The organism is Streptomyces sp. NPDC089915 (genome assembly GCF_040684675.1).
Taxonomy (GTDB): domain Bacteria; phylum Actinomycetota; class Actinomycetes; order Streptomycetales; family Streptomycetaceae; genus Streptomyces.
Map to the genome: position 1 here is coordinate 127,173 of NZ_JBFBGN010000001.1, position 26,447 is coordinate 153,619.

The 26,447-nt window shown below is 74.9% G+C and carries 18 protein-coding genes; 6 read left to right on the forward strand and 12 right to left on the reverse strand.

Going from position 1 to position 26,447, the window contains the following annotated elements; translation table 11 throughout:
* From AB0O29_RS00575 to AB0O29_RS00585, 3 genes are all read left to right on the forward strand, one after another.
* Entirely contained in the window at positions 1–2,616 is a 2,616-nt protein-coding gene (locus tag AB0O29_RS00575) for a BTAD domain-containing putative transcriptional regulator (protein ID WP_365143764.1), read from the forward strand.
* Between the two features lie 196 nt (positions 2,617–2,812).
* Positions 2,813–5,041 (forward strand): LuxR C-terminal-related transcriptional regulator, encoded by a 2,229-nt coding sequence (locus tag AB0O29_RS00580; RefSeq protein ID WP_365143766.1) that lies wholly within the window; start codon positions 2,813–2,815, stop codon positions 5,039–5,041.
* Positions 5,032–6,762, forward strand: coding sequence for an AMP-binding protein (locus AB0O29_RS00585; RefSeq protein ID WP_365143769.1), 1,731 nt, complete (start codon positions 5,032–5,034; stop codon positions 6,760–6,762). Before AB0O29_RS00580 ends, AB0O29_RS00585 begins: the two co-directional genes overlap by 10 nt.
* A gap of 109 nt (positions 6,763–6,871) precedes the next feature.
* Here the strand turns inward: AB0O29_RS00585 and AB0O29_RS00590 are convergent, their stop codons facing one another.
* The 3 genes from AB0O29_RS00590 to AB0O29_RS00600 form a co-directional block, all read right to left on the reverse strand.
* Entirely contained in the window at positions 6,872–7,831 is a 960-nt protein-coding gene (locus AB0O29_RS00590) for a polyprenyl synthetase family protein (protein ID WP_365143772.1), read from the reverse strand.
* A gap of 250 nt (positions 7,832–8,081) precedes the next feature.
* Positions 8,082–10,787 (reverse strand): AAA family ATPase, encoded by a 2,706-nt coding sequence (locus AB0O29_RS00595; protein ID WP_365143775.1) that lies wholly within the window; start codon positions 10,785–10,787, stop codon positions 8,082–8,084.
* Between the two features lie 174 nt (positions 10,788–10,961).
* A complete protein-coding gene (locus AB0O29_RS00600) occupies positions 10,962–11,774 on the reverse strand; it encodes a metallophosphoesterase (protein ID WP_365143778.1) in 813 nt (270 codons plus the stop codon).
* A gap of 343 nt (positions 11,775–12,117) precedes the next feature.
* Between AB0O29_RS00600 and AB0O29_RS00605 the strand changes: the two genes are divergently transcribed.
* On the forward strand, positions 12,118–12,846 hold the full coding sequence (locus AB0O29_RS00605) for a 4'-phosphopantetheinyl transferase superfamily protein (RefSeq protein ID WP_365143781.1): 729 nt from the start codon (positions 12,118–12,120) through the stop codon (positions 12,844–12,846).
* Between the two features lie 23 nt (positions 12,847–12,869).
* On the opposite strand, the gene AB0O29_RS00610 is transcribed toward AB0O29_RS00605, so the two are convergent.
* Positions 12,870–13,181 (reverse strand): hypothetical protein, encoded by a 312-nt coding sequence (locus AB0O29_RS00610; RefSeq protein WP_365143784.1) that lies wholly within the window; start codon positions 13,179–13,181, stop codon positions 12,870–12,872.
* 59 nt (positions 13,182–13,240) lie between these two features.
* Between AB0O29_RS00610 and AB0O29_RS00615 the strand changes: the two genes are divergently transcribed.
* Positions 13,241–14,278, forward strand: coding sequence for a helix-turn-helix domain-containing protein (locus tag AB0O29_RS00615; protein WP_365143787.1), 1,038 nt, complete (start codon positions 13,241–13,243; stop codon positions 14,276–14,278).
* Positions 14,279–14,328: 50 nt separating this feature from the next.
* On the opposite strand, the gene AB0O29_RS00620 is transcribed toward AB0O29_RS00615, so the two are convergent.
* Genes AB0O29_RS00620 through AB0O29_RS00655 form a run of 8 tightly spaced genes read right to left on the reverse strand, consistent with a single transcriptional unit; the run spans position 14,329 to position 25,263 of the window.
* A complete protein-coding gene (locus AB0O29_RS00620) occupies positions 14,329–15,183 on the reverse strand; it encodes a 4'-phosphopantetheinyl transferase superfamily protein (RefSeq protein ID WP_365143790.1) in 855 nt (284 codons plus the stop codon).
* Positions 15,180–15,416: a phosphopantetheine-binding protein gene (locus AB0O29_RS00625; RefSeq protein WP_365143793.1), complete on the reverse strand. Its 237-nt coding sequence runs from the start codon at positions 15,414–15,416 to the stop codon at positions 15,180–15,182. The genes AB0O29_RS00620 and AB0O29_RS00625 overlap by 4 nt, the downstream gene beginning before the upstream one ends.
* A complete protein-coding gene (locus AB0O29_RS00630; RefSeq protein WP_365143796.1) occupies positions 15,403–17,316 on the reverse strand; it encodes an HAD-IIIC family phosphatase in 1,914 nt (637 codons plus the stop codon). Before AB0O29_RS00630 ends, AB0O29_RS00625 begins: the two co-directional genes overlap by 14 nt.
* 7 nt (positions 17,317–17,323) lie before the next feature.
* The gene (locus tag AB0O29_RS00635; RefSeq protein ID WP_365143799.1) at positions 17,324–18,346 is read right to left on the reverse strand and encodes a 3-oxoacyl-ACP synthase III family protein; all 1,023 of its coding nucleotides are present in this window, start codon (positions 18,344–18,346) and stop codon (positions 17,324–17,326) included.
* On the reverse strand, positions 18,343–21,315 hold the full coding sequence (locus AB0O29_RS00640; RefSeq protein ID WP_365143802.1) for a beta-ketoacyl synthase N-terminal-like domain-containing protein: 2,973 nt from the start codon (positions 21,313–21,315) through the stop codon (positions 18,343–18,345). The genes AB0O29_RS00635 and AB0O29_RS00640 overlap by 4 nt, the downstream gene beginning before the upstream one ends.
* Positions 21,315–21,656, reverse strand: a complete 342-nt coding sequence (locus AB0O29_RS00645; protein ID WP_365143805.1) for an acyl carrier protein — start codon at positions 21,654–21,656, stop codon at positions 21,315–21,317. The genes AB0O29_RS00640 and AB0O29_RS00645 overlap by 1 nt, the downstream gene beginning before the upstream one ends.
* A gap of 50 nt (positions 21,657–21,706) precedes the next feature.
* Entirely contained in the window at positions 21,707–23,455 is a 1,749-nt protein-coding gene (locus AB0O29_RS00650; RefSeq protein WP_365143808.1) for an acyl-CoA dehydrogenase, read from the reverse strand.
* On the reverse strand, positions 23,452–25,263 hold the full coding sequence (locus AB0O29_RS00655) for a fatty acyl-AMP ligase (protein WP_365143811.1): 1,812 nt from the start codon (positions 25,261–25,263) through the stop codon (positions 23,452–23,454). Before AB0O29_RS00655 ends, AB0O29_RS00650 begins: the two co-directional genes overlap by 4 nt.
* Positions 25,264–25,417: 154 nt before the next feature.
* Between AB0O29_RS00655 and AB0O29_RS00660 the strand changes: the two genes are divergently transcribed.
* Positions 25,418–26,401 (forward strand): ACP S-malonyltransferase, encoded by a 984-nt coding sequence (locus tag AB0O29_RS00660; RefSeq protein WP_365143814.1) that lies wholly within the window; start codon positions 25,418–25,420, stop codon positions 26,399–26,401.
* Positions 26,402–26,447 lie beyond the last annotated feature (46 nt).

The window sequence follows — 26,447 nt, forward strand, 5'->3', positions numbered from 1 at the left end:
ATGCGTTTCGCGATTCTGGGCCCGCTGGAGGTCACCGCCGGTCCCCGGCCGGCAGGGGCGGGCACCGTCGTCTCGTACACCCCTCAGGCCGCCAAACTGCGCGTCGTCCTGGGGACGTTGCTCGTGCGGGCGAACGAGGTCGTATCGGTGGAGACGCTCATCGACGAGCTCTGGCCGGACGCGCCGCCGCGCACCGCGACGACGACGCTCCAGGTCTACGTGTCCCACCTGCGCAAGACGCTCCAGAGCACCGACCCGGACCACGGCCGGGAGGCGCTGGTCACCCGGCGCCCCGGATATCTGCTGCGGGTCGACGGGGACGTGCTCGACACGACGGCCTTCGAGGAGCTGACCCGGCGCGGTCACCAGGCCCTGGCCAACGGGGACTTCGCCACCGCGGCCGGGCTGCAGCGGCGCGCGCTCGCGCTGTGGCGGGGGCCGGTGCTGTCCGATACTCCGCACGGGCCGGTGCTGGAGGGGGCGGCCGTTCGGCTCGGCGAGGCACGGATCAGCGCGCTGGACGAACGCGTCCGGGCGGAGCTGAACCTCGGGCTGCACCGTGAACTCATCGCTGAACTCCAGGAGTTGGTGGCCGAGCATCGGATGCACGAGGAGTTCCACACCCATCTGATGCTGGCGCTGTACCGGTGCGGGCGCCAGGCGGAGGCACTGCGGGTGTTCACCCTGCTGCGCCGGACCCTGGTGGAGGAGCTGGGCATAGAGCCGGGTCCGGCATCCCGCGAGCTCCAGCGGCGCATCCTGGAGGGCGACCCGGAGCTGTCGCGGCCCGGGACGCGGGCGGAGGGCACGGCCGCCCTCCGGAGGACGGCGGCCGGGGCCGGCCCGGCCCCGGCGCCCGGCGCACCCGGCGGACACGTCCGGGACGCGGAGCGGGGGGCGGGCGCGGCCGGGCGAGCGGACGGCCCCGCCCGGCGGCTCGCGCTGCCCGATTCCGATCCCCTCTTCACCGGCCGCGCCGAGGAACTCAACGAGCTGGAAGGCCGGTTGAGGGACGGCGCCGCGACGGGCAGCCTGATCGCGGCCGTGACGGGCATGCCGGGCACGGGCAAGACGGCGCTGGCCGTCGAGGCCGCGCACCGTGTCGCGGACGCCTTCCCCGGCGGGCGGTTCTTCCTCGACCTGAGGCCCGGTCCCGCCGGACCGCCGCCGTCCGGGGCGCAGGCCCTGGAGTGGCTGCCGGGCGCGACGGGCGGCCGGGTGGGCTCCGGCGGGCCGGTCCTGCTGGTGCTGGACCACGTCACCGCCGAGACGCAGGTGCGGCCCCTGCTCGCCGCCGCGCCGGGGGCGGTCGTCCTGCTCACCGCGGGCCGGCTGCCCGCCGGGCTGCCGGGGCTGCGCCCGGTGGTGCTCGGGCCGTGGCACCCGGACCGGGCATCGCGGCTGGCCGGGCTGTTCACCGTACGGGGTGGTCCCCGGCCCGGGGATGCCCCGGCCTGCGACCCGGAGGCCGTCGCGGAGACGGCGGAGCTGTGCGGGCGGCTGCCGCTGGCCGTGCGGGCCGCGGCGGCCCGGCTCGCGGCCCGGCCGCACTGGAGCGCCGCCGACCTGGCGGAGCGGCTGCGTGACGAGCGCGGGCGGCTCGACGCCCTGCGCACCGGTGACGTGGACGTACGGGCGCGCCTGTACGAGGCGTACGCGGCGGCCCCCCCGGCCGAGCGGAGCGCGTTCCGGCTGCTGGGCGTGCTGCCGCCGGGCCGGTTCGGGGCCCGGCAGGCGGCGGCCGCGCTGGCGGTGACCGAGGCGCGGGCCGCCCGGACTCTGGAGGCCCTGGCCGACGAACGGCTGGTGGAGCTGGACCGGGAGGGCTGCCGGCTGCCGGAGCTGTTGCGGCTGCTGGCGGCGGAGCTGCTGGAACAGGAGGATCCGCCGGAGGTGGCGCGGGCCGCGGCCGAGCGGGTGTGCCGGGCGTACGCGGACGGTGTGGCGGAGCCCGGCCGGGTCGCGGACGCGGAGGCGGCCGGTCTCGTACGGCTGGCGCGGACCGCCCACGAGGCCGGTCTGTGGGAGCTGACCGTACGGCTGGCGGATGCCCTCGGCGGGTGGGTGCGGGACGATCGCGAGGCCGCGTACACGCTGGCCCTGGATGCCGCGACGCGGTGCGCGGACGCTGCGGCGCAGGCGCGGATGCTGCGTTCGCTGGGCGATCTGGCCTGGCAGCACCGGCGGCTGGAGCGGGCCCGGGAGCTGTTCGGGCACGCGCTGGAGCTGGCCCGGGAGGCGGGTGACGAGGAGGAGGCGGGGCGCGCCCTGGTGGGCCTGGCGGAGCTGCGGCTGGACGCGGGGGCCCCGGCGCAGGCGGCGGCGCTGCTGGAGCCGGCCCTCGCCGCGCTGTCGGGGCCGGGGCGGGCGCGCGGCCGGTTCGAGGCGAGCCGTGCGCGGGCGCTGCTGGCGCTGGCGCAGGGGGAGCCGGAGGCGGCCCGGAGCTGGTTCGGCGAGTGCCTGGAGCTGGCGGGGGCGTTGCGCGACCACCGGCTGGAGGTGTACGCGCGGCGTTCGCTGCGGGCGCTGTGCGAGCCCTCCGCCGTGCGTGCGGGGCGGCCGGTGGAGATCCGGCCGGGGCTCTGGCGGCTCCGCCCGGCCGGTGTGCCCGTATGACCGGGGGCCGGGCCGTCCCCTTCGGGTCCCGCCGGGTCCGGAGGACGGGCCCGGGGGCCTGTCCGGCCATGCGGGCCGGATCAGGCCGCGCCGGGCGGGCCGGCGCCGGCGCCGGCGGGAACGGTCGGACAGGCCCTGACCCCTGGAACCCCCGGCGCGGGCCCGCGCCGGGCCTACCTCTGACGTACGGAGAACCATGTCGCTGCCGACGGGCCTGATGAAGGAGCTGATCGGGCGTGAGCTCGAAGCCGCCGTGCTGCGCGAGCGGTTGCGGGATCCGGCGGTGCGGCTGCTCACGCTGACCGGGCGGGCCGGGGTGGGCAAGAGCGCGCTGGCCGCCGAGGTGGTGCGGGAGACCGCCGGGGAGTTCGCCCGGGTGGAGGTGGCCGACGTCGCGGCGGATGCGGCGCGCTCGGGCGCCGGCTTCACGCTGCCCGTGCTGCCGGAGGGGCCGGGCCGGGTCCTGCTCGTGCTGGACGGCTGCGATCACGAGGCGCGTCCCGTCGCCGCGGCGGCCGCCGGGGCGCTGGCCGCCGACGCGCGCGTGGTGGTGCTGGCCACCGCCCTGGAGCCGCTCGGGGTGTACGGGGAACAGCTGCTGCCGCTGGGGCCGTTGCCGCTGCCCGCGCCCGGGTCGCGGGAGGCCGCGGATCCGGAGGAGCTGCGGGAGGTGGCGTCGGTCGCGCTGTTCGTGCGGCGGGCCCGGGACGCCGATCCCTCGTTCGCCCTGACCCTGGAGAACGCGGAGGCCGTGGCGGAGCTCTGCACCCTGCTGGGCGGTCTGCCGCTGGCCCTTGAGCTGGCGGCGGGGCGGCTGCGGCTCTATCCGCCGCACCTGCTGGCCGCCCGGCTGCGGGGCCGTACGACGACCCTGTCGGGCGGGCCTGCGAACGCGCCCGCGCGCCACCGTTCACTGGCCGCGCTCGCGGAGTGGAGCTGCCGCGGCCTGGACCCTCGCGCACGCGCCCTGCTGCGGCGGCTCAGCGTGTACGAACCGGGGTTCGGCCTGGCCGCGGCGGGGCCGGAGGCGGAGGCGGGCGTCGAGGTGCTGCTGGACCGGGGCCTGGTCGTGGTGGTGGGCGAGGAGCGGGGGGAGCTGCGGCTGGCGGTTCCCGAGCCCTTGCGTTCCCACGGTCGTGCGGAGCTGGCGGAATCGGGCGGGGAGGGGGCGGCGCTCTTCGCGCACGCGGAGCGCTACCGGCAGCTGGTGGCCGCCGCGCTGCCCGGGCTCGCCGGGACGCGGCAGGCCCGGCATCTGCGGGAGTCGGCGGCCGAGGCGCCGAACGTGCTCGCCGCGCTGCGGCGGCTGTGCGCCCAGGGGGACGGCGAGGCGGCGGCCGCCATGGTGCTGGGGTGCCGGGTGCCGTGGCTGGCGCAGGGGCGGCTGCGGGAGGGTCTGGAGTGGTGCGACGAGGTCGCCGAGCCGGCCGGGCCGCCGCTCCCGGAGGCGCTGCGGGCCCGGATCGCCGACATGTCGGGGGTCTTCGCGCTGGCGCTGGGCGACCCGCAGGAGGCGGTGCGCCGTCACCGGCGCGCGCTCGCCCTCGGCAAGACCGTGGGAGACCGGCGGCAGAACGCCCTCGCCTCCGCCCATCTCGGGGCGGCCCTGCTGCGGGCCGGGGACGCGCCGGGCGCGCGGGCGGTGCTGGTGACGGCGGTGAGCGCGCTGGAGGCCATGGGCGTCTCGGGCGGCGCCGCCTCGGCGGCGGCCTCGCTCGCGGAGGTGCTGCGCGCCGACGGTGACCGGCGCAAGGCGCTGGAGCTGCTGGAGCGCTCCGAGGAGGCGTTCCGGCGGATCCGGGACGGGCGCGGGCTGGCGGGCACGCTGCGGATCTCGGCGGCGCTGGCCCTGGAGGGCGACGAGCCGGACCGGGCGGACGCGGCGCTGCGGGAGGCCCTGCGGCTGTACGAGGCCATCGGCGAGCGGACGGAACTTCCCGGGCTGCTGGAGGAGTTCGCCCTCCTGCTGCTGCGGACCGCACCTGCCCAGCGGCCACGGACGGTGCGGCTGCTGGCCGCGGCCGACACCCTGCGCGGCCGGACGGGCGCCGAGGTGGCGGACGAGTGGCGTTCGGAGGCCGAGCGGGCCCGTACGGAGCTCAGCGGGCGGCTGGACTGGACGGATTTCGCGGTGGCCTGGGCGGAGGGGGTGCGGATGAGCGCCGCGACGTCGGTGGCGGAGGCACTGTCGGCACCGGGGCCCTCGCGCCGTCCCGCGGTGTCGGCGGCGGCGGAGGCGCAGTCGCTGACGCCCCGGCAGGTGCAGGTGGCCCTGCTGGTCGCCGAGGGATTGACGAACCGTCACATTGCGGCCCGGCTGGACATTTCCGAGTGGACGGTGGTCAACCACGTGCGTCAGGTGATGCGCCGCCTCGGGTGCAGTTCGCGGGTCCAGGTCGCCGGGGCGGTGGGCCGATGGGCCTGACCGACGCCACCTCGCGCGCCGCGGCGCTCCGGTCGGGCCCCACGCCCGCCCGGCCGATGGACGTCTTCCCGCCCGAGGAGGTCGCGGCCCGGTTCCGGGACGCCGGCTGGTGGCGCCCGGAGACCTTCCTGGACGACCTGCACCGTACGGCCGCCGCCGCTCCGGACCGGCCCGCGATCGTCTCCGAGCGGGCGCACCGGCCGGCCGCGCTGCGCCGGGTCACGCTGAGCTACGCGCAGCTGGCCGCGTACGTCGAGCGGTTCGGCGCCGCGCTGGCCTCGCTCGGGGTCGGGCCCGGCGACCCGGTGGCCTTCCAGCTGCCCAACTGGTGGGAGACCGCCGCGCTCACGCTCGCGTGCATGCGGGCCGGCGCCGTCGCGGTGCCCGTGCTGGCGACCGTACGCTCCCACGGGCTGCAGCGGATCCTCGACAGCACCCGGGCCCGGGTGTGCGTGGTGCCCGACGCGTGGGAGGGCTTCGCGCACGCCGAGGCGCTCGCGGACCTGGCCCCCCGGCTCCCCTGGCTGCGGCACCGGGTGGTCATCGGGGACGCCGCCGCGACCGGCGCGGTGGATTTCGCGGAGTACTTCCGGCGCACTCCGCACGAACGCACCGGGGCGGGCCGCATGAGCAGGCCGCGCACCGGGCAGGCGGACCGTCCCGCGCTGCTGGTCAGCGTCATGGGGCTGCGGGACGCCTACACCTCGGTGCTGCACTCCCCCAACACCCTGTACGCCAACGTCAGCACCCAGCACGAGCCCGACGGGCCGGGACGGCGCCCCGGGGAGGTCTTCCTCAGCACCCTGCCGCTGACCTCCCTGGCCTCGTTGATCTACACGCTGTACTGGCCGCTCGCGGTCGGCGGGACCGGGGTCTACCAGGACCTGTGGGATCCGGGCCGGTGCCTGGACCTGATGGCGGCGGCCGGAGTCGACCAGGTCAACGCCGAACCCGCCTACCTGTCCGAGCTGCTCACCACGCAGCGCCGCCGCCCCCGGGACCTCGACCGGCTGCGGCTCGTGCTCTCGGGCGGGCGCACCAGCACCCCCGAGCCGCTCGCCGACGAGCTCCGCGAGGTCTTCGGCGTCCCCGTGCAGTCCGTCTGGGGCGCGCCCGAGCTGGGCATGGGCACGCTCTCCGGCGACATCGCGCACGGCCGGGACGGCGTGAGCCCGCTGCTGGGCCTCGACGTGTCCGCCGAGCGGGGGACCTCGGCGCTGACCGTGCGCGGCCCCTCGGTCTGCCTGGCCACCTGGCGGCACGGCACCCCGGCGCCCCGGGCGACCTGGGAGCACGACGGGGGGCGGCTGAGCACGGGGGACCTGGCGTCGGCCGACGGGCACGGCGGGATCCGGGTGCTGGCCCGGGCGGGCGAGCGGACGGGTGCCATCTTCATGGTGCCGGTCGCCGAGGTCGAGGAGCGGCTGCTGACGCACCCCCGGGTGCAGGAGGCGGCCGTCGTCGCCTACACCGACCCCGAGCACGGGGAGCTGCCGTGCGCCGTGGTGGTGCCGAGCGCCGGGATCCGGCCGCCGGGACCGGCCGAGCTGCGGGAGCACCTCTGCGCCCGGGGCGTCGCGGAGGCCTTCCTGCCCACCCGGCTGGAGATCGTCGGCGCCCTGCCGCGCGACGAGCGGGGCCAGGTGCGCCGGGACGCCCTGCGCGCCTGGGTCTCACGGCTGCGCCCGGGAGGCCCGCGTCCGGCACCCGACACGGCGTGAGGCGGGCCGGGGGCGTGGCGGGCCGGGCCGGTGGGCGGGCCGTGGCCGCGCCGCGGGACTGCGGTCCGAGGGCCGGGCCCCGGGGTGACCCGGGCCGGTCGTACCCGGTTCAGCGTTCGCAGCCGGCCACCCGGCGGGCGAAGTCGGCGAGTTCGGTGCGCCAGCGGGGGGCGATCGGCGCGTCGGCCACCGCCGCGTCCGCGCGCACGAGGAGCTCGGCGATGGTCTCCTCGGCGCCGGCCCGCGCCCGCTCGTCGAAGAACACCTCGCGCAGGAACTGGGCGTCGCCCCCGAAGCCGGGACCGCCGCGCAGGAAGCCCCGGATCCGCCAGGCGCCGTGCAGGGCGCGGGCATACTCCTCGTAGGCCTCGCCCAGATCATCGCGGCCGGCCAGCGCGGCGCCGATCAGCAGCGCGTGGCGCAGGCCGTACCAGCCCGCCCCGCAGCCGCTGCCGCAGTCGGAGACGCACTGGCCCGGCCAGGCGTCCTTGAGGTACTCGGTCGCGGCGGCGGCCTCGGCGTGCGCGCCGATCGCCCGCTCGGTGCGCAGCTCGTCCCACAACTGCCAGGCGTCGTGGGGAAGACGGACCGCGAGCCGGTCGCCGTAGGCGAGGGCGAGATCCCCCGCGAGGACGGCGGTGCCCTCGCCGAACCGGCGGGGCTCGCCACGCCAGCCGTTGCGCTCGTGCTCGGCCGCGTGGCTGATGTGCAGGGTCGGGATGCCGCGCCGCAGCGGGGCGTTGTCCCGGACGTCCTCGCGGATCATCAGGCAGGTGTCGAGGAGTTCGAGCGCGGCGGCCGCGGAGACGGCGTCCTCGCCGTCCGGGTCACCGCCCGCGGCGAGGTACCCGGTGAGGCAGATGACCGGGTGCGCCCGTTCGGCACCCGTCTGGACCAGTTCGGCGACCCCGGCCACCAGGACGGCGCTGCGGGGATCCGCGGTGCGCCGGCTGCGGTGCTCCTCGGCCAGGAGCCGGGCGAGCCGTTCCTCGACCCGGTCGAGCATGGCGTCGCGCACCTGCCCCGGCGTCTCCGTGCGCCACGGCTGGTGGTGTGTCGGTGTCGTCATGGTGCCCTCCCTGGTGGGCTACGGCCTCATGACCGACTCTCGCCCATCCCGCTCAAGCGGTCCATCGAAGATCGCTCAAGGCCGCGAACCGGGGGGCGGCGGAGCTCCGGGGCGCCAGTTGTCTGCCAGGGGAGGCCGGGTGCGGGGCGGGTTTGCCATGACCTTGCCATGCCCGCACCCGCCCGCCCCGGCCGCGCCCGCCCGCGGCGCGTTCGGCCGGGGCGGGGCGGGCGGGGCGGGCGGGTGCGGCTCAGACGAGCTCGGTCACCCCCAGGTGGAAGTCGGCCGGCCGGGACTGCCGGCCGGGGATGTCGAGCTTGCGGTAGACCCGGGTCAGGTGCTGCTCGACGGTGCTGACGGTGATGTAGAGCTTCTGCGCGATCTCGCGGTTGGTGTGTCCGTGCACCGCGAGCAGGGCGACGCGCTTCTCCGAGTCGCTGAGGCTCGCCACGAGGTCGGCGTCCGGTGCGTCGGTCTCCTCGCCGGGGCCGGGGCCGTCGCCGGTGCGCCCCGGGAGGATCTTGACGCAGAGCGCCTCGGCTCCGCACTCCTTGGCCACGTGCCAGGCCCGGCGGTTGACCATGGCCGCGCGGGCCGGTTCGCCCAGTTCGCGCAGGACCTGGCCGAAGTCGGTCATGGCGCGGGCCAGTTCGTACTGGTCGCCCGAGCGGTGCAGGTCGTCGACGGCCTTGGCCAGCATCGCCTGGCGTTCCCTCGGCTCGCACAGCGAGGCGCGCAGCCGCAGCGACATGCCGCGCACCCAGGGGTCGGCGGCGTCGCGGGTGGTGAGCTGGTCCGCGAGGAACCGCTCCGCCTGGTGCGTCTCGCCGAGGCGGATCAGGGCCTCGGCGGCGTCGGCCCGCCAGGGCAGGACCCTGGGCCGGTCGAGGCCCCAGCGCTTCATGTGGCGGCCGATGTCGAGGAAGTCGCCCAGGGCGGCGTGGAAGCGGCTCGTCGCCAGCGCGTGGTGGCCGCGGGCGCGGAGGTAGCCGAGTCCGTGGATGCTGCCGGCCAGGTTCGCGGGGACGGGCCGGCTCAGGACGGCCGCCGCCTCCTCGGGGCGGCCCATGGCGGTGAAGGCCCGCACCAGCGTGCCCGCGACTCCGCTCAACTGGATGCTGCCGCCGCGCTCGGGTACGGCCCGCAGGGCTCCCTCGGCCGTTTCCGCGGCGCCGGTGAGGTCCCCCTTGCGCAGCCGTGCCTCCGCGAGCAGGCCGGCGAACACGGCCTGCCAGCCGGTGGCGCCGCGCTGCTGCGCCTGCCGGACGAACAGCTCGCACCAGGGCAGGGCCCGGGTGGCGCCTTCGAGGTGGAGCAGGGTGCGCAGCGCCTGGACGACGGGTTCCACGGTGCCCTCGGCGAGGGTGGCGCCGCGCAGGAACAGTTCGGCGGCGTGGGCGGCCGCGCCTTCCTCCGGTTCCGTGGGGAGCGCCCACAGGGCAGCGGAGTGCACGGCGGTGCGTGCGGAGCGGCCGGCCGGACCGGCCGGGGGCCGGCCGAGGGCGCCGGGGCGGCCCGGGGCGGCCCACTGGGGGAACGCGGAGAGGCCGTCCAGGGGGTCGTCCCCGGGGATGTCGCCGGGCCGGCGGTCGTGGCCCGGGCGCCGTCCGTCGCCGGCGGCCAGGCGTTCGAGTACGTCCGCGGACTCGTCGATGCGGCCCTGGGCGGCGAGGACGCGGGCGAGTGGGCCGAGGGTGTGCGGGCTGAGCTTTCCCTCGGCGAGGCCGGCCAGGGGTTCCACGAGGTGGCGTTCGGCGGCGGCGGGGTCGGTGCGGGCCGCGACGGCGCTGAGCCGGACGCTGACCTCGGCCCGCCGGGCGTCGTCGGGGCAGGCCTCGTGGGCGAGTTGGAGGAGGGCGGCGGCCTCGGCGAGGACGCCGTCGGCGAGGTACTGGTCGGCGGCGGAGCGCAGCACGGGCAGGGCCCAGTCCTCGCGGGTGTGCCGGGCGGCCAGGAGCTGCCGTGCCACCTCGGTGTCGGGGGCACCCGACGCGCGGGCCAGCAGGGCGGCTTCGTGGTGCAGGGACGCCCGGGCCGCGGGGTTCATCCGGTCCAGCACGGTGTCGCGGGCCGCGGGGTGACGGAAGCCGCGCGGGCCGTCGAGCAGGCCTGCCGCGTCCAGGGCCGCGACGGCGCGGGCGGCGGCGGTCTCGGTGGTGCCGCTCAGCCTGGCGATGTGCGCGGGGCTCGCCAGGGCGCCGAGTACGGCGATCGCCTCGGCCAGTTCGGTGCTGGCGGGGCCGCAGCGGTGCAGGCAGGCGAGTACCGCCTGGGTGTAGGCGTCGCCGGGGTGGATCTGCGGGTCCTGGAGCAGGGCGCGCAGCAGCAGCGGGTTGCCGCCGCTGGCCCGGTGCAGGCGTGCGGCTTCGGCCTCGGGGCGGTCCGGGAGCATGGCGCGGATGGCTTCGGGGCCGAAGCGTTCCAGGCACAGCCGCACGAAGTGGGGCAGCCGCAGGAGTTCGGTGCGGAAGAGCGGGTCGTCGCTGCGTTCGTGGACGGACTCGGCGACCACCAGCAGGATCCGTGCCTGCCGGGCGCCCCGGGCGAGGTGCAGCAGGTAGCGGCTGGAGAGCTCGTCCACGTGGTGCAGGTCGTCGACGCAGATGACCACCGGTGCGGTGGTGCTCAGTTCGCGGACGGCCGCGGCGAAGAGCTGCATGGCCTCGACGCGTCCGGCGTCGGGCTCCGGCGGCGGGGCGGGCAGGGAGCCGGGCGGGGAACCGGCGGTCAACTGACGCAGTACGCCCAGCGGATGGACGCCTTCGGCAACGGTCCCCATACCGCGCAGTACGACGAACCCGCGGGAATCGGCATGTCCGGCAACGGTTTCGAGGAATTCGCTCTTTCCGCATCCGACGGCGCCTTCAATGAGCAGTAATCCGGCGTTTCCGGCCGCGCAGCCGTCGAGCTGAGCGTGGGCAACGGATAGTTCCTCGGCACGTCGGAACAGCACCATAAGAGTCCCCCAGTGTCCCCGATCCGCACGTTCGGCGAATTGAACGAAATCGAATACAGGACGAATTGAGCAATGCTAGAGCGAGAATTCATGCTCAGTGTAGGCCGGGGCCGGGAGCCTCACGGTGTCCGGAAGCTGCCAGGCAGCAATCCCCGCGGCGGGGGCCCGGGGAGCTCAGCCGGGGAAGATCAGGCGGGGCACGTTGCGCGGGTGTCCGGGGGTGCGCCACTCGCGGGGGTAGCCGACGGAGACCTCCTCGAAGCGCACGCCGTCGTGCCAGGTGGTGCGGGGGATGTGGAGGTGTCCGTAGACGACGGCCGCGGCCCGGAACCGGACGTGCCAGTCGGCGGTCAGCTCGGTCCCGCACCACTGGGCGAACTCGGGGTGGCGCAGGATCCGGGTGGGGCTGCGCACCAGCGGGAAGTGGTTGACCAGGACGGTGCGCAGCTCGGGGTCGCCGGCGGCCAGCCGCTGTTCGGTGGCGGCGACCCGGGCCCGGCACCAGGCCTCGCGCGTGGGGTACGGGTCGGGGTGCAGCATGAACTCGTCGCTGCACACCACCCCTGCCTCGTAGGCCTGTTCGAGGGCCTGCTCCTTGGTGGCCGCGGCGGGGGTGCGGAAGGTGTAGTCGTAGAGCAGGAAGAGGGGGGCGACGACGAGGGGGCCGCCGGGGCCCGCCCAGACGGGGTACGGGTCCTCGGGGGTGTGGACGCCGAGGGAGCGGCAGATCTCGACGAGCCGCCGGTAGCGGGCCTCGCCGCGCAGGGGGTGGGGGTCGTCGCGCAGGGTCCACAGGTCGTGGTTCCCGGGGGCCCAGACCACGGTCGCGTATCGCCTGGTGAGCCGGTCAAGCACCCATTCCAGATCGTCCGGCGACTCTCCGACGTCCCCGGCGACGACGATCCAGTCGGCGGGGCTGTCGGGATAGAGCTCCTCGACGATCTTGCGGTTCTCGGGGAATGCGACATGGAGATCGCTGATGCCCATGAGGTTTCCGTGCGGCATTCCCCGAGATTGCACGGCTTCAGCAGCACCGAACACCCCTGCCCTCCCCTCAATCGCCCGGCACTCCGGCTCCGCGTGCGGTGACGGGGGCCTCCGCGGCCGGCCCATGACAGGGGTATGGCAATGCCCCCGGGGACCCTGACAGCGACCCGGCAGGGGGCGGGCGGAGGGGCCCTCGGATGACAGTCCCCTGGCGGCGCGGGCGCCTTCCGGGGCCCGATCGGGTCGGGCGGAGCTCTCGCCGCTGGCCGTGGCGGCGGGGCGACGGCAGCGTGGGACGTGTCAGACCGACACCCCCACCGACACTCCGACCAGAGGGAATGCCGTGCTCACGAAGCTCCTGCCGGCGACTGTCGCCACCGCCGAGGCCACCGCCGACCCGGCCGACGTCTTCCTCTACCCCGAGGAGGAAGCCTTGATCAGCAGCGCCGTCCCCAAGCGGCGCCTGGAGTTCGGCACCGTCCGCTGGTGCGCCCGGCGGGCGATGGAGTCGCTGGGGCTGCCTCCGGCCGCGGTCGTGCCGGGGCACCGGGGTGCCCCGCAGTGGGCGCCGTCGGTCGTGGGGTCGATGACGCACTGCGCCGGCTTCCGGGGAGTGGCGCTGGCCCGCTCCGCGGACTTCGCGGCGGTCGGGATCGACGCGGAGACCAACACCGTCCTGCCCGAGGGGGTGCTGGAGTCGATCGCGCTGCCGCGTGAACTGCGCCGGACGCGGGAGCTGGCACGGGCAGAGCCGGAGATCGCCTGGGACCGGCTGCTGTTCAGCATCAAGGAGGCCGTCTACAAGACGTGGTTCCCGCTCACGGGGCAGGAGCTGGACTTCACCGACGCCCTGGTCGGCATCGACGCGACGCAGGAGACCTTCCACGCCCGGCTGCTGCCGGACCCGGGGAGCCTGTCCCCCGCCGGGCCCACCTCGTTCAGCGGGCGCTGGTCGGCGCGGGACGGGGTGCTGCTGAGCGCGATCGCGGTGCCGGCGGCGCGCCCGGTCGCCGCGGGAGCCCGGGAACGGCGAAGCGCCCCCCGCGTCGTTCACGCGGGGAGCGCTCGCTGACCGGGACTACCGGCGGTGGCGGGTCATCCCCACTGATCGTCCCGCAGGACCGCGGTGACGCCGTCGGCGCCGCCCTGCCCGGCGATGCCGAAGGACAGGCTTGACGCGCTGGTCTCTACCGCTGCCCCGGACATGAACTGCGCCCCCATGATGGCCAAAACTATACCGGCGAGTACAGTCAAGCAGATCGAAAAGAATTTGCCGGAAATTGCCCTCACGTCATCCCCCAGTCGACGGCCAGATTCCACATCGCCGCACCCCTTCGCCCGGATTTTCCGGCTTTGGTGCGCCTCGGTGATGGGAATAGAGTGCTTGATATCGATCATTCGCGCCAAGGGCCGCACGCTGGCGTAAAGTTACGTGGCAGCAATTACATCGATCAGTGGGGGCTGACATGTTCGCAGGGGAGGGCTCGGATTCGGGCTTCGCAGAGCTGGACGACGTCAGTGCCACCGCGTACGGACTGGCGGTCGAATCGGGCCGGTTCGTCCGCGAGCACATCGCCGAGCAACTGTCCCTCTCCGAGGCGGAGATCGCCCGGGTGGAGCAGGTGCTGTGCGGCGTCCGGCTGTTGCAGTCCATGCCGGGCAACCCGTCCGAACTGACCCCGGTGACACCGGATGTGGCGGCCGCGTCGCTGGTCGCGCCGGCCGAACGGCACATCCGCGATCTCCAACAGGCCGTCACCGACGTACGGGCCAAGCTGCTCGCCCTCACCCCGCTGTACTTCGAGGGGCGCAGGCTGCGCAACCGGCTGGAGGCCTTCGACATCATCACGGACGTCCCCCGGATCCAGGCGATGCTCAATCACCTGACCCAGAACTGCAACAGCGAGATGCTCACCGTCCAACCGGGCGGTGCCCGCCCCGCCGATCTCCTCGCCAACGCCCGGCAGGCGGCGCTGTCGACCCTCGCGCGCGGGGTGCGGATCCGGACCATCTACCAGCACACCGCGCGCAACGACCTGCCCACGCGCTCCTACGTCCGCGACGTCACCCACCACGGCGCCGAGATCCGCACCGCCGACGAGGTCATCGACCGGCTCATCATCTACGACCGTGAGGTCGCCTTCCTGCCAGAACGTTCCTGCGGCGAGCGCGCCCCCGGCGCGGCGATCGTGCGCGAGCCGACCCTGGTGGCGTTCCTGTGCTCGGTCTTCGAGTACCTGTGGGACGGCGCGTCCCCGTACGTCGTGGAGAGCCAGCGGTCCGCGGCCTCCTCCGACGAGCTCAGATGGTCGATCATCCGGCTGATGGCCAACGGCTACAAGGACGAGATGGTCGCCCGCCGGCTCGGCATGTCGGTGCGCACCTGCCGCCGGCACATCGCCGACATCACCGAGGAACTGGAGGCCACCAGCCGGTTCCAGGCGGGCTACAACGCCGCGCGGCGGGAGATGCAGTCCGGCGGGGTGCTCCCGCCGATCGGCTGACCGGGCCGGGGACCCGGTGACGGCCCCGCGCGCCCGCTCCCGCCGGGCCGTCACCAGCCGGTGTCGCCGTCGAGCGCCTCGGTGATCGCGTCCACGCAGTCCTGGTCGAGCATCGTCGTGACGTGGGCGTCCTGGAGGCGGCCGAAGCCCGCGTCGTACACGGCGGCGCTGATCACGTAGCCGCCGTCCAGCGGGAAGGTCCGGAAGATCCACTCGTCTCCGGTGCCCGCCGTGCCGTCCGGCCGCTGGACGCGTACGGGCCTGCCGTCCGGGCCGAAGCCGAACTCGGTGAACCGGAACTGCATGCCCTGCCCGATGGCCTTGCTGTACGCCTCCTTGAGCGTCCACAGCCGCACCAGCGCCCCGTTGCGCTCCTCCTGCGGCATCCCGGAGAGCAGCACCGACTCGTACGGGGTGCAGATGTGCCGGCCGAGGCCGCCGTTGTACATCTCGCGGTCGGCGCGCTCGGCGTCCACGCCGATCAGGCCGCAGGTGGTCAGGCCGACCAGCAGCAGGTCCTCGGTGTGGCTGAGGCTGATGTCGATCTGGTCGCAGCCGCGCAGGTAGGGGCGCCCGGTCGGCCCGTAGGCCAGCTCCAGGTCTGCGGGATCGCTGGCCAGCACGGCGCCGGCCGCGTACTTCAGCAGCGCCCGGGAGGCGATGTAGCGGCCGCGGACGTCGGCGTGGGTCAGGTCGAGGTAGCGCGTCCAGTCCCGGCCGAGCAGCTCGCGCAGCCCGTCACCGGACGGCAGACCGGGCTCCAGGTCCTCGAGCCACGCGTAGACCAGGGCCGTTCCATGGGTGGCGAGGTCCTCCCGGACCCGGTCCCACGACTCTCCCCCGGCGGCCACGGCGACGGGTTCGCCGAGCGGAGGGCCGAGCGTGGGGCTGCCCGGGGCGGTCATCCGTACTCCTTCACGAGGGTGTGGACGTCGCGGAGGCTGTGCGCCTCCAGCAGACGGTGCACCGGCACCCGGTGGCCGGACTCCTCCAGGAGCGCCACCAGCCGGAGCAGGTTGAGGGAATCCCAGCCGGGCAGGTCCACCAGTGCGGTGTCCGCGCCCGCCGGGCCGTCGAGGTGCAGGCCGAGGTCTTCGCGGACCATGCTCAGGAACCCGTCGACGCTATCGAGACTCATCCGCCGGCCTTCTCCCCAGGGTTTCGGTGATGCGCACGTGTGCGGGAACGACCGGCACCCGTGCCAGATCATGGTGGAACTCCACCGCGCCCCCGGGTCCCGCCGGAGCCGAGGACGGTGCGAAGCCGCAGGACGGGTAGAGGTCGCGGACGCGCCCGTTGCGCGCGGTGGGTGTGTAGCGGCCCGTCACGGCGGACAGCCCGCGGTCGTGCCGCGCGTGCTCCAGCAGCAGGGCGAGGCAGGCCTGTTCGACGCCGCGGCCGAGCACCCGGCAGCTGAGCCACATGTTGTCCAGCCGCAGCACGCCGTCGCCGATCGTGCCCAGTACCGCTCCGACCAGCCCGTTGTCGCCGAACCGGTCGGCACTGCGGGCGGCGAGCAGCAGCCGGCCGGGGCGGTCCGCGAGGGCGGCCACCTCCGACTCGGCGAGGCCGCCTCCGGTCAGGTTGAACTGGTTGGTGCGCAAGGTGAGCTGGGAGACCCGGGCGAACTCGTGGGGCCGCGGCGGGCCGAGGCCCACGGTGACCTCCAGGGCGCGCAGGAACTCCTCGTGCGAGCCGGAGTTCTCGTGCAGGGCGCGGCGTTCGCGCTGGCGGTGGTACTCGCCGGTCCTGGCCCGGTCCTCGTCGGTGAGGCTCAGGGTGTCGAACCAGCCGTCCGCGAGCAGCCGGGTCACGTGCAGCGCGGGTTCCCCGTCGAGCGGCACGACGGCCGCCGCGGGCGCGCCGAGGCGTACCTGGGCCCGCTCGGCGGGCGAGTCGTCGGCGAAGACGAGGGCGTCGGTCCCGATGTCCAGCTGCCGGGCGATGTCCGCGAGATTGCCGTCCTTGGGGCGCCAGTTGGCGTTGATCCGGACGAAGTCGTCCTCGCGCAGCAGCAGGTCGGGGTGGTTGCGGAGGGTCTCGCGGACGGTCCCCTCGTCGTTCTTGCTGCTGACCGCGAGGAGCACGCCCTGGGAGCCGAGCTGTTTCACGCACCGCTGTAAGGCGCCGAAGGCCTCGCCGCGCAGGGTGCCGGCCGCCGCGATGCCGTCGGGGCCGTCGTCACCGAGCACGCCGTCCCACAGGGTGTTGTCGAGGTCGAGCACCAGGCACTTGCGGATCCGGCCCCGCAGGGCCCGTGCCAGGTGGGCGACTTCGCGGGCGTACGCCGCGAGGAGTTCCGCGCCGAGCTGGACCTTCGCGTAGCGGGCCAGGCGGGGGTCGGTGACCGGGCCGCCCGCGCCGATGAGGGGATCGAGGTCGATGACCACCAGCCGGGGCGCGGACTCGGTCAGGCGCAGCAGGCGGGCGTTGAACTCCCGCCACACGGCGCCGAGCCGGGCCCGGGAGCGGTGGTCGACGAGCTGGTGGCTGTAGGTGCGGGGCAGCGGGACGGTGTTGAGCACGAGGGTGGCGGGGACCGCGTCGGCCATGGCGGCGCACCGGTTCAGCGCCGCCGCCGCGGCCGTTTCCACGTCCTCGGGCCGCCAGACCGCCGGGACCTGCGAGAACAGGGTTTCGGCGTCGAGCAGGCAGAGGGTGAGGTCGGGCTCGGCGGTGCGCAGGGCGCTGCCGGGGTCGGTGAGGTCGCGCAGGAAGGTGCCGTACTCGCCCACGACGGGCCTCACCAGCATCCCGTGGCGGGCGAGTTCGCCGGTGAGGGGGGCGACGACCTGGCCCACGGTGGACTGGCCGGTGACGGCGACCGTCACGACGGGCGTGCCGGGGTGGTGTCCGAGCACGGCGTCGGGGTCGAGTCCGGCGAGCAGCCGGCCCGCCCCGGCGGCCGGCCCTTCGGCTCCGGTGCGGGCGCCGGCCGGGTCGTCCTCCTCGGCGAGCAGGGCCGGCACCTGGTCGTAGGCCTTCTCCAGCAGCCCCTGCGCGCGTAGTTCGCGCAGCCGTTCCAGTCCCGTGGTCATCGCCGCCTCACACCTTCTCCAGCGCGAACCCGGCCCTGATCCAGCGGCTGGATTCCACGCACAGGGCGATCGCCCGCGATCCGGTGGTGAACTCGGGCAGCAGTCTGTCGAGTTGCAGGAAGGGCAGCGCGTTGCCGGTGTTGCCGGTCTCGGAGACGCAGGAGATCTCGCGGGCCGGGGTGGCGGGGAGCCGTTCCATGATCCGGGCGGTCATCCGCTCGGAGAGCTGGGGCGGCAGCAGGAAGCCGAGGTCGGCGAGGTCCCAGCCGAGGCCGCCGAGCAGTTCCCAGAGGATCTCGGCGGAGATCGGCGGGACCTGTTCCTCGATGGCCTTGTAGTCCTCGGCGAGCATCCGCCGGTCCGAGTGGCGGTCGGTGGTGCCGTACCAGTCCAGGACCTGGCCGGGCCGGCGCCCCTGGCCGGTCCAGGAGTTCAGCACCGAGCGGATGGCGATCCGTTCGCCCTCGGGTTCGTCGGTGAGGACCGCGGCCCCGGCTCCGTCCCCGAACAGGACGTAGTTGACCAGTTCCTCGGTGGGCATGCGGGCGGTGTCGCCGCGGGGACCCAGGAAGCGGTGGGTGACGTCCCCGCCGAGGACCAGTCCCGCCCGGCGGCCGCCGAGGATCAGGGTGCGGCCGAGGTCGAGGGCCTGGACGGCGCCGGAACAGCCCGCCTGGATCTGGAAGACGGGCAGGTGGCTCAGGCCCAGCCGGTCGGCCACGTCGGTGGCGGTGGTCGGCAGCAGCAGGTCGGGGGTGGCGGTCGCGAGGACCACGAACTCGATGTCGGCGGGGCCGAGGCCCGAGGCGTGCAGGGCCTGGGCGCCGGCTTCGGCGCACAGGTCGGCGAGGGTGCCGCGGACCTCGCCGGTGACCGGGTCCCAGCCGAAGTGCCGGGTCCTGGTGCCGACGAAGATGTCGATCCACTCCTCGCTGACCCCGAGCAGCTTGCCGAGCGCGGCGTTGTCCACCGCGTCGCCGGGCAGCGCGGTGCCGGTCGCGGCGATGTAGACCGTGTCTCCCCCGCTCATGCCGACCTCACCATGATGACCTCGCCGAGGAACTCGGCGAGCGTGCCGACGGAACACAGGGCGGGCAGCAACTGCTGGACGGAGACCTCGCCGACCCGGGGCAGCCGGGCTTCGACGCGGTTCTTGAGCTGCATGATCATCACCGAGTCGAAGCCGAGGTCCTCGTGGAAGCGGGCCTCGCGCACCACGCGCTCGCGGGGGTAGCCGCCGACCTCGGTGACGGCCTCGACCACGGCGAGCAGCACGGGGTCGTCGGCGGCGCGGCCGCAGGCACCGGGCGCGGAGCCGGCACGGTCCTCGTCGGCCGGGGAGGGTACGGCCCGCAGGGGGGCGGGGGCGGGGGGGGGGGGGGGCGCGGGCTGCTGCGGGGCGGCGTGGGGCGGCTGCCGGTGCCCGTAGCGGTGCGCGGTGGAGAAGACGTACGGGGGCAGGGGCTCGGCCACCCGGTGCCCGGGTGCGTACAGCTCCTCCCAGAACGGGTCGAGCCCGCAGCGGTGGAGCGCCGCGAGGGTGTCGGCGAGGTCCCGGCCGCTCGCGTCCTCGCCCGGGGCGGGGTGCAGGAACTCCACGCCGGGGGCGCGGCCGCCGCGGGCGGCGATCTGGAGCAGCTGGCTGCGCGGGCCGATCTCGATCAGGTGGGTGGGGGCGATGTCCGAGACGAGCGCCCCCAGCGCGGTGTCCATGAGCACGGGCTCCTCGATCTGGTCCGCCCAGTAGTCGGCGTCCATGGGTTCGTGGCGCAGCATCCGGCCGTACCGGGTCGAGGCCAGGGGTACGGCGGGCGGTGCGCAGCGCACGGCCGCGGTACGCAGCTCCGCGGCGGCCGGGGCCAGCAGGGGTGAGTGGAAGGCGTGGGCGACGGGCAGCCGCCGGACCCGTACGCCGCGGGCGGTGAGGTCCTTGGTGATCCGGGCGAGCGCGTCGAGCGGGCCGGACAGGACGGTGTCGGCGGGACCGTTGAGCGCGGCCACCACCGTGCCGGGCTCCCGGGCCCGCATCTCGGCGAGGTCGTCGGGGCCGGCGGCCACCGCGATCATTCCGCCGCCCCGGGGCAGGTCGCTCATCAGCTCCCCGCGCCGGACCACCAGCCGGGCCGCCTCGTCGAGGCCGAGGGCTCCGGCGGTGACGGCCGCCGCGTACTCGCCGAGGCTGTGGCCGAGTACGGCGGCCGGGGTGACGCCGAGGGTGGTGAGGGTGCGGGCGAGGGCGTAGCCGACGGCGAACAGGGCCGGCTGGGCGAACTCGGAGCGGTGGACGCGCTCGTCCCCGCCGAGGATCAGTTCGCGCACGGAGGTGCCCAGGTACGGGGCGAGGGCCGCGTCGGCCTCGTCCAGGTGGCGGCGGTAGGCCGGGGATTCGCGGTGCAGCCGGGCCGTCATGCCGGGGTGTTCGGTGCCCTGGCCGGTGAACAGGAAGGCGACGACGGGACGCCCCCAGGGCCGGGCGGCACCCGCCGCGGTCTCCGGCCGTTCGGCCGCCTCCCGCAGGGCGTCCGCCAGTTCGCCGGTGTCGCGCACGGTGACGGCGAACCGGTGCGGCAGGCCGGTCTTGACGCGGTTGCTGCTCCAGCACAGCGCGGCGGCGCCGCCGCGCGGGCGCCGGGCCACCGCTTCGGCCTGCGCGGCCAGGTTGCGGCGCAGCGCGTCGGGGGTGTCGCCGGTGACGGTGAAGACGCCGACGGCGTCCCGGGCGGGGGCGGTGCGGGCGCCCGCGGCGAGCGGGGTGCGGGGGGCCGTGGCGAGGAGGGCGTGGGCGTTGGTGCCGCCCATGCCGAAGCTGCTGACGCCGGCGAGGCTTTCCCCGCGCGGCAGCCGCATCGGGGACTTGAGCAGTCGCAGCCCGCGTTCGCCGAGCCGCAGCCGGGGGTTCTCGCGGTCGGCGAAGAGGCTGGCGGGGACGATGCGGTGGTGCAGGGCGAGGGCGGTCTTGATGAGACCGGCGATGCCCGCCGCGCCCTCGGTGTGGCCGAGGTTGCCCTTGACGGAGCCGATCGCGCAGGGGGTGTCGCGGGGGACGCCGTGCACCGCGCCGAGCGCCGCGCACTCGATGGCGTCGCCGAGCACGGTCCCGGTACCGTGCGCCTCCACGAAGGCGACCCGGTCCGGGGTGACGCCGGCCCGGCGGTACGCGGAGCCCAGCACCCGCTGCTGCGACCAGCGGTTGGGGGCGATGACGCCGTTGCTGCGGCCGTCCTGGTTGACGGCGCTGCCGCGCAGGACGGCGTAGATCCGCTGCCCGTCGGCGAGCGCGTCCTCCAGGCGGCGCAGGACGACCAGGCCGACACCGTCGCTGCGGCCGATGCCGTCGGCGTCCGCGCTGAACGGCTTGCAGCGGCCGTCGGGCGCGGCCAGGCCGAGCTGTTCGTAGACCAGGCCCAGCGAAGGCGACAGGACGATGTTGGCCCCGCCGGCCAGGGCGGTGTCGCACTCCCCGGTGAGCAGGGAGGAGGCGGCGAGGTGGACGGCGACGAGGGACGAAGAGCAGGCGGTGTCGACGGCCAGGCTCGGGCCGGTGAAGTTGAAGTGGTACGAGATCCGGTTGGCGGCCATGCCGGCGCTGCTGCCGGCACCGAGCAGCGGGGTGACGCGCGCGAGGTCGCTCATGGTGAGCCGCCCCCACTCGCCGCCCATCACGCCGACGAACACGCCGGTCTCGGTGCCCGCGAGTTCCCCGGGGGCACGGCCGGAGTCCTCCAGGGCCCGCCAGGCGCAGGGCAGCAGCAGCCGGTGGTGCGGGTCCATCGCGGCGGCCTCGCGCGGGGTGACGGAGAAGAAGTCGCTGTCGAAGACATCGGCGTCGTCGATGAAGCCGCCGTTGCCGCAGACGGCGGGGAACTCCCGGGCCTCCCAGCGCTGCGCGGGGACCGGGCCGGTGCCCGCCCCGCCGCGCATCAGCAGGTCCCAGTACGCCTGCACGCCCGCCGCCCCGGGAAACGCGCAGTCGATCCCGACGATGGCGATGTCCCCCATCAGCGCGGGTCCCGCGCGGGCGCCAGGGCGTCGGCCAGGGCGTCGTCGGTGACGGTGCCGGCCGGGGCGGCGGCGGGGAGCACCTGTTCCAGGTGGCGCACGAGGGCCTCGACCGTCGGGTGGTCCCAGAGCAGCGTCGGCTCCACCTCCAGGTCGAACTCCTCCTCCAGGTCGCCGCACAGGCTCAGGGCCGCGACGGAGTCCATGCCGTACTCGGCGAGGGGCACGGTGGGGTCGATGCTCTCGGGCGTCCGGCGCAGGTACAGGGACAGGCGCGCCGCCAGCCACTCGTGCGGCGCGGCGGCGCCGACGGCGGTGGCCCGGCTGGTGGGAACGGTCATCGTGGGGCTCCTTCAGTGCGTGTCTGCCGGTGGTCGGACCGGGATGCCGGTCACCCCGGGATGGGGGTGGCGTAGAGGTCGTAGCTGATCTGGGTGCTGAAGCGGAGCTGGACCTCGTGCCGGATCCGTGTCTCGCACTCCGGCGGCAGGTCGGCGACGCGGGTGCCCAGCCGCCGGGCGATCCGGTGCAGTGCGGCGGCGGCCCAGGACGGGTCGGCCAGGAAGGGGTCGGGGCCGTAGCGGGCCTGGTCCCACAGGCCGAGCACGGCGGCCGCGGCGAGCAGCAGCGCGTAGCGGTCCATGAGCGCGAACTTCGCGGGCTGCGCGGTGGCCGCCGCACCGGCCGCCTCCAGCCGCAGCACCCTGCGCCGTACGTCGCGCAGCTCCTCGACCAGCTGCCCGGCGAGGGTCCGCAGGGCGCGTTCCACGGGGCCGCTGCCCTCGATGCCCGCGCAGACGACGAGCATCGACGCGGTGAGGGAGTCCCGCCCGCACGCGAGGCTGAGCCGGTCGGTGCGCAGCTCGGGCAGTTCCCCGCGCAGCCGGAACAGGCCGGCCGGCGCCTCGTCCTCGATGAACCAGGAGCTGCGGGCCAGCCGCGGCATCTGCGGGATGACCGTGGCCTGGCAGGCGACCGTTCCGGCGTGGCCGAGGCTGAGCACGGGGACGTCCCGGACGTGTTTCTGGAAGATGCCGAGGGTGCCCTCGCGGGTGTAGAAGCCTGAGCCGAGGACGATCGACAGGTCGTACATGGTTTCGGTGAGCACCCGCGGCAGCAGGTACTTGAGCGCCGCCGAGTAGACGCTGGTCTCGGCGGGCAGCAGGTGCAGGGCCCGGGTGGCGACGACGGCGAGGCTGTCGTAGAGCAGCAGGTTGACGAAGGCGTTGGTCAGGGCGGCCCCGGTGCGGCCGTCGATGCCCCGGCCCTGCCAGCCGCCGGAGTTCTCCCGGTCGAAGCGGACCGCGGTGCGCAGGCTGGTGTCGAGCGCGGCGACGGCCGTCGCGGAGATCACCGTACGGCTGATCTGGAAGGACCGCAGGGCGGTCTCGATGCCGCTGCCCTCCTCGCCCAGCAGGGCGGTCTCGGGCACGGGAGAGTCGGCGAACTCCACCCCGGCCCATCGGCAGCCGCGCAGCCCGACGTGGGTGCGGCGGGCCGTCACGGTGGTGCGGGCGTCCGTCAGCTGCTCGGAGTCCAGCAGGACCACCGAGTGGCTGCGGCTGCCCGCGACGGGGTCGGTCCGGCAGAACAGCACCAGCGCCCCGGCCCGTTCCAGGTTGTTGACCATCGGCTTGCCGCCGCTGATCAGGTAGCCGCGGGGGCTGCGGCGGGCGGTGATCTGGCTGCGCACGTAGTCGTTGCTGTGGGCGGTCTCGTGCTGCGCGATGGCGGCCTTGCCGCCGCCGCGCAGCAGCGCGGCGAGCCAGTGCCGCTGGCGGGAGCTCCCGGCGGCCCACACGTCGGAGGCCGCCATGAAGGTGGTCATGCCGTGGCCCATGGCGAGGCCCACGTCGCGGCGGAGCACGGGACGCATGATCCGCACGAGGGTGTCCATGCCGTCGAGCCGGCCGCCGAGGGAGCGGGGCACGTACTCGTCGGTGATCCCGAACTCGTCGAGCAGCGCCTCCCCCGCGGCGAAGGGCACGGCGGCCCGGTCGGCTTCCAGCAGCGCGGTGTAGCCGACGGGGTTGGCCGGGTCGGAGGGGTCGCCGAGGAGCGCTTCCAGCTCGGCGACCCGTGCCCGTACCTCGGTCTCGCACTGCTGCACCACCGCCGGGTCACCGAGCAGCGACGTCACCAACGCCTTCCTCCGTCGGCTCCTTCCGGCCGCAGGAGGTCTTCGCCGAACAGCACGTCGTCCGCCCGGGCCAGGGCCCATACGTCGGGGGTGAGCACCTCGTACTCACCGCGGACCACGCCGTCGAGGAAGAGCTTGCGCATCAGGGTGCGCTGCACCTTGCCGCTGCTGGTGCGGCGGACGGTGCCGGGCCGGACCAGCAGGACGTTGCCCGCGGGGACCTCGAACTCCTTGCCGATCAGCGCCTGGATCCGCTGGGCCACGGTGCGCAGTTCGGCGGAGCCCGCGCCGCGGACCTCCTGGATGAGCACGAGGTGCTCGCGTCCGGCGTCGACGGAGAACGCGGCGCCGACGCCGAAGGTCAGGGCGGGGCTGACGGTGCGGGCCGCCCATTCGATGTCCTGCGGGTAGACGTTGCGGCCGTTGATGATGATGACTTCCTTGAGCCGGCCGGTGACGTACAGCTCGCCGTCGTCGAACATGCCGAGGTCGCCGGTGCGCAGGAAGTTGCTCTCCTCGTCGTTGAGGCAGGCGCGGAAGGTGCGGATGGTCTCCGTGGGCCGCTTCCAGTAGCCGCGGGCGACGCCGTAGCCGCGCACCCAGATCTCCCCGACCGTGCCGGGCGGCAGTTCCTGGTGGGTCAGCGGGTCGACGATGCGCACTTCGGCGTCGACGGGCCTGCCGCAGCCGATGAGGGTCTGGAACCGCTCGTCCGTGCCCGCACCGACGACCCGGTCGCGTTCGAGGGCGCTCTTGTCGAAGTCCTTGCGGACGTGCGGGGTGCCGGGGGTGCCGCCGGAGACGACCAGGGTCGCCTCGGCCAGCCCGTAGCAGGGGCGCAGGGCCTCGGGGCGGAATCCGGCGGGGGCGAAGCGCTCGGCGAACTCGTCGAGGCTCTCGGGGCGGACCGGTTCGGCGCCGTTGAGGGCCAGGCGCCAGCGGGACAGGTCGAGTTCGGCGATCTGCTCGTCCTTGACCCGGCGTACGCACAGGTCGTAGCAGAAGTTCGGGCCGCCGCCGACGGTGACTCCGTACGCGTCGATGGCCTGGAGCCAGCGCAGCGGACGGCGGACGAAGGAGAGCGGGGTGACCTGGACGCTGAGGCTGCCGAGCCAGATCGGGTGCAGCAGGTGCGCGACGAGGCCCATGTCGTGGAAGTACGGCAGCCAGCTGCCGAAGCGGTCCTCGCGGGTGGTCCGCAGGAGCTTCTGCAGGGCCGTCTGGTTGGCCAGCAGGTTGCGGTGGGTGACGGTCACGCCGCGGGGTTCGGAGACCGAGCCGGAGGTGTACTGGAGGAAGACGAGGTCGTCCTGGCGTGCGCTGACCGGCTGCCAGTCGGCGGCGTCGCCGGTGCCGGGGGCGTCGCTGACCACGCAGGCCGTGTCGGACCGGGAGTTGCGGGCGAGCCAGAGCGCGACCTCGGGGGCGACGGCCGTCTCGGTGAGGACCACCCTCGCGCCGGTGTCCTGCAGGACGGCGGTGGTGCGGTTGAGCCGCTTGTCGCGGCCCGCCTCGCCCGGCGGCGGCACGGGGACCGCGACGACGCCGGCGTAGAGGCAGCCGGCGAAGGCCTTGAGGAACTCGACGGTCGAGGAGTACACGAGCAGCACGGGCTGCTCCGTGACCTGGTACTCCTGGAGGCAGGCGGCTATCCGTCTGGCCTCCCGGTCGAGTTCCCCGTACGTGAGGTGGTCGGCCACCACCCCGGCGGCCGTGTCGCGGAGGAAGATGTGCACATCCTCGTCGGCGAGTTCCGCTGCCCGGGCACGGAGCAGTTCGGTGAAGGTGGCGAAGCGTGAATCTGACATCCGCGGCATCCCCTCGCGTCTGCGGGCCCGTGGATTGGCGGACCTCGTCTTCGCGCCGATCGTCCCCGGACGCCCTTAAGGGGCGCTTGCGCGCCTTCCGATTCAGGGGGCGGCAGGGGTGCTCGGCGCCCGGGAACGCGACGACGCTCGGTTCATGGACACCAACACCGACACCGGGCGCGAGGCCGGGGACCCGCGGTCCTCGGCGATCGTCTTCCCCGGGATGCAGCCGACCGCCTTTTCCGAAGTCGCCAGGTTCATGCTGGTCAACCCGTACGCGCGCGAGCTGTACGCGATCGCCGACGAGGTGCTCGGCTACCGGCTGGCCGACCGCTACCAGCAGACGGAGGGCGACTACTCGCTCTACGGGCAGATCTCGTTCGTGGTGAACTGCCTCGCCCTGGCCCGCTGGGCGGGCGACCGGCTGGACATCGCCCCCGCCTTCGTGACGGGGCCCAGCTTCGGCGCGCGCGCCGCGGCGGTGCACTCCGGGGTCCTGGAGTTCCCCGACGCGGTGCGGATGACCGCCCGGCTGGCCACCGTGATGGACGAGTACTTCCGGCGGGAGCACCCGGCCCTGGTGACCCAGTCGATCGCGCGGGTGCCGCAGGAGAAGGTGGCACTGCTGCGCGCGGAGCTCGACGAGCGCGGCGAGTGGAACGACGTCTCCTGCGTGGTCGACGAGGACTTCACGATGCTGACCGTCCACGAGTCCGTACTGGACTGGCTCCAGCGCCGGATCCGGTCGCTGGGCGGGATGTCGATGTACACGATGAAGCCCCCCATGCACTCGTATCTCTTCGAGGGGCTGCGCGACCAGGTGGCGGCGGAGGTCTTCGACGGGCTGACCTGGTCCGATCCCCGGCTTCCGGTGGTCGCCGACCAGGACGGCCGGTTCGTGACCACCGGCGAGGGGGTGCGCGGGATGCTGCTGGACGGGTTCGTCCGCACGGTGCGCTGGCCGGACGTGGTGGCCTCGCTGGCCGGGGCCGGGGTGGAGCGGCTGTACGTGTCCGGGCAGGACGGGTTGTTCACGCGGGTGGCCTGCACCACGCGGGCGTTCGAGGTGGTACCGGTGACGCCGAGGTCGGCGATGCGTCCCCTGCGGCGCCGGCCGCCGGTGGGCGCGGCCGCCTGAGATCCGCCTCCCGAACGGCCCGAGGGGCCGGTGCCTCGCGGCGCCG

Coding starts and splice junctions, on each gene's coding strand:
- AB0O29_RS00625 (WP_365143793.1), bottom strand. CDS start 15,416: ATGAGTCTCGATAGCGTCGACGGGTTCCTGAGCATGGTCCGCGAAGAC.
- AB0O29_RS00600 (WP_365143778.1), bottom strand. CDS start 11,774: ATGGGCATCAGCGATCTCCATGTCGCATTCCCCGAGAACCGCAAGATC.
- AB0O29_RS00615 (WP_365143787.1), top strand. CDS start 13,241: ATGTTCGCAGGGGAGGGCTCGGATTCGGGCTTCGCAGAGCTGGACGAC.
- AB0O29_RS00630 (WP_365143796.1), bottom strand. CDS start 17,316: ATGACCACGGGACTGGAACGGCTGCGCGAACTACGCGCGCAGGGGCTG.
- AB0O29_RS00645 (WP_365143805.1), bottom strand. CDS start 21,656: ATGACCGTTCCCACCAGCCGGGCCACCGCCGTCGGCGCCGCCGCGCCG.
- AB0O29_RS00660 (WP_365143814.1), top strand. CDS start 25,418: ATGGACACCAACACCGACACCGGGCGCGAGGCCGGGGACCCGCGGTCC.
- AB0O29_RS00620 (WP_365143790.1), bottom strand. CDS start 15,183: ATGACCGCCCCGGGCAGCCCCACGCTCGGCCCTCCGCTCGGCGAACCC.
- AB0O29_RS00575 (WP_365143764.1), top strand. CDS start 1: ATGCGTTTCGCGATTCTGGGCCCGCTGGAGGTCACCGCCGGTCCCCGG.
- AB0O29_RS00580 (WP_365143766.1), top strand. CDS start 2,813: ATGTCGCTGCCGACGGGCCTGATGAAGGAGCTGATCGGGCGTGAGCTC.
- AB0O29_RS00595 (WP_365143775.1), bottom strand. CDS start 10,787: ATGGTGCTGTTCCGACGTGCCGAGGAACTATCCGTTGCCCACGCTCAG.
- AB0O29_RS00655 (WP_365143811.1), bottom strand. CDS start 25,263: ATGTCAGATTCACGCTTCGCCACCTTCACCGAACTGCTCCGTGCCCGG.
- AB0O29_RS00635 (WP_365143799.1), bottom strand. CDS start 18,346: ATGAGCGGGGGAGACACGGTCTACATCGCCGCGACCGGCACCGCGCTG.
- AB0O29_RS00585 (WP_365143769.1), top strand. CDS start 5,032: ATGGGCCTGACCGACGCCACCTCGCGCGCCGCGGCGCTCCGGTCGGGC.
- AB0O29_RS00590 (WP_365143772.1), bottom strand. CDS start 7,831: ATGACGACACCGACACACCACCAGCCGTGGCGCACGGAGACGCCGGGG.
- AB0O29_RS00640 (WP_365143802.1), bottom strand. CDS start 21,315: ATGGGGGACATCGCCATCGTCGGGATCGACTGCGCGTTTCCCGGGGCG.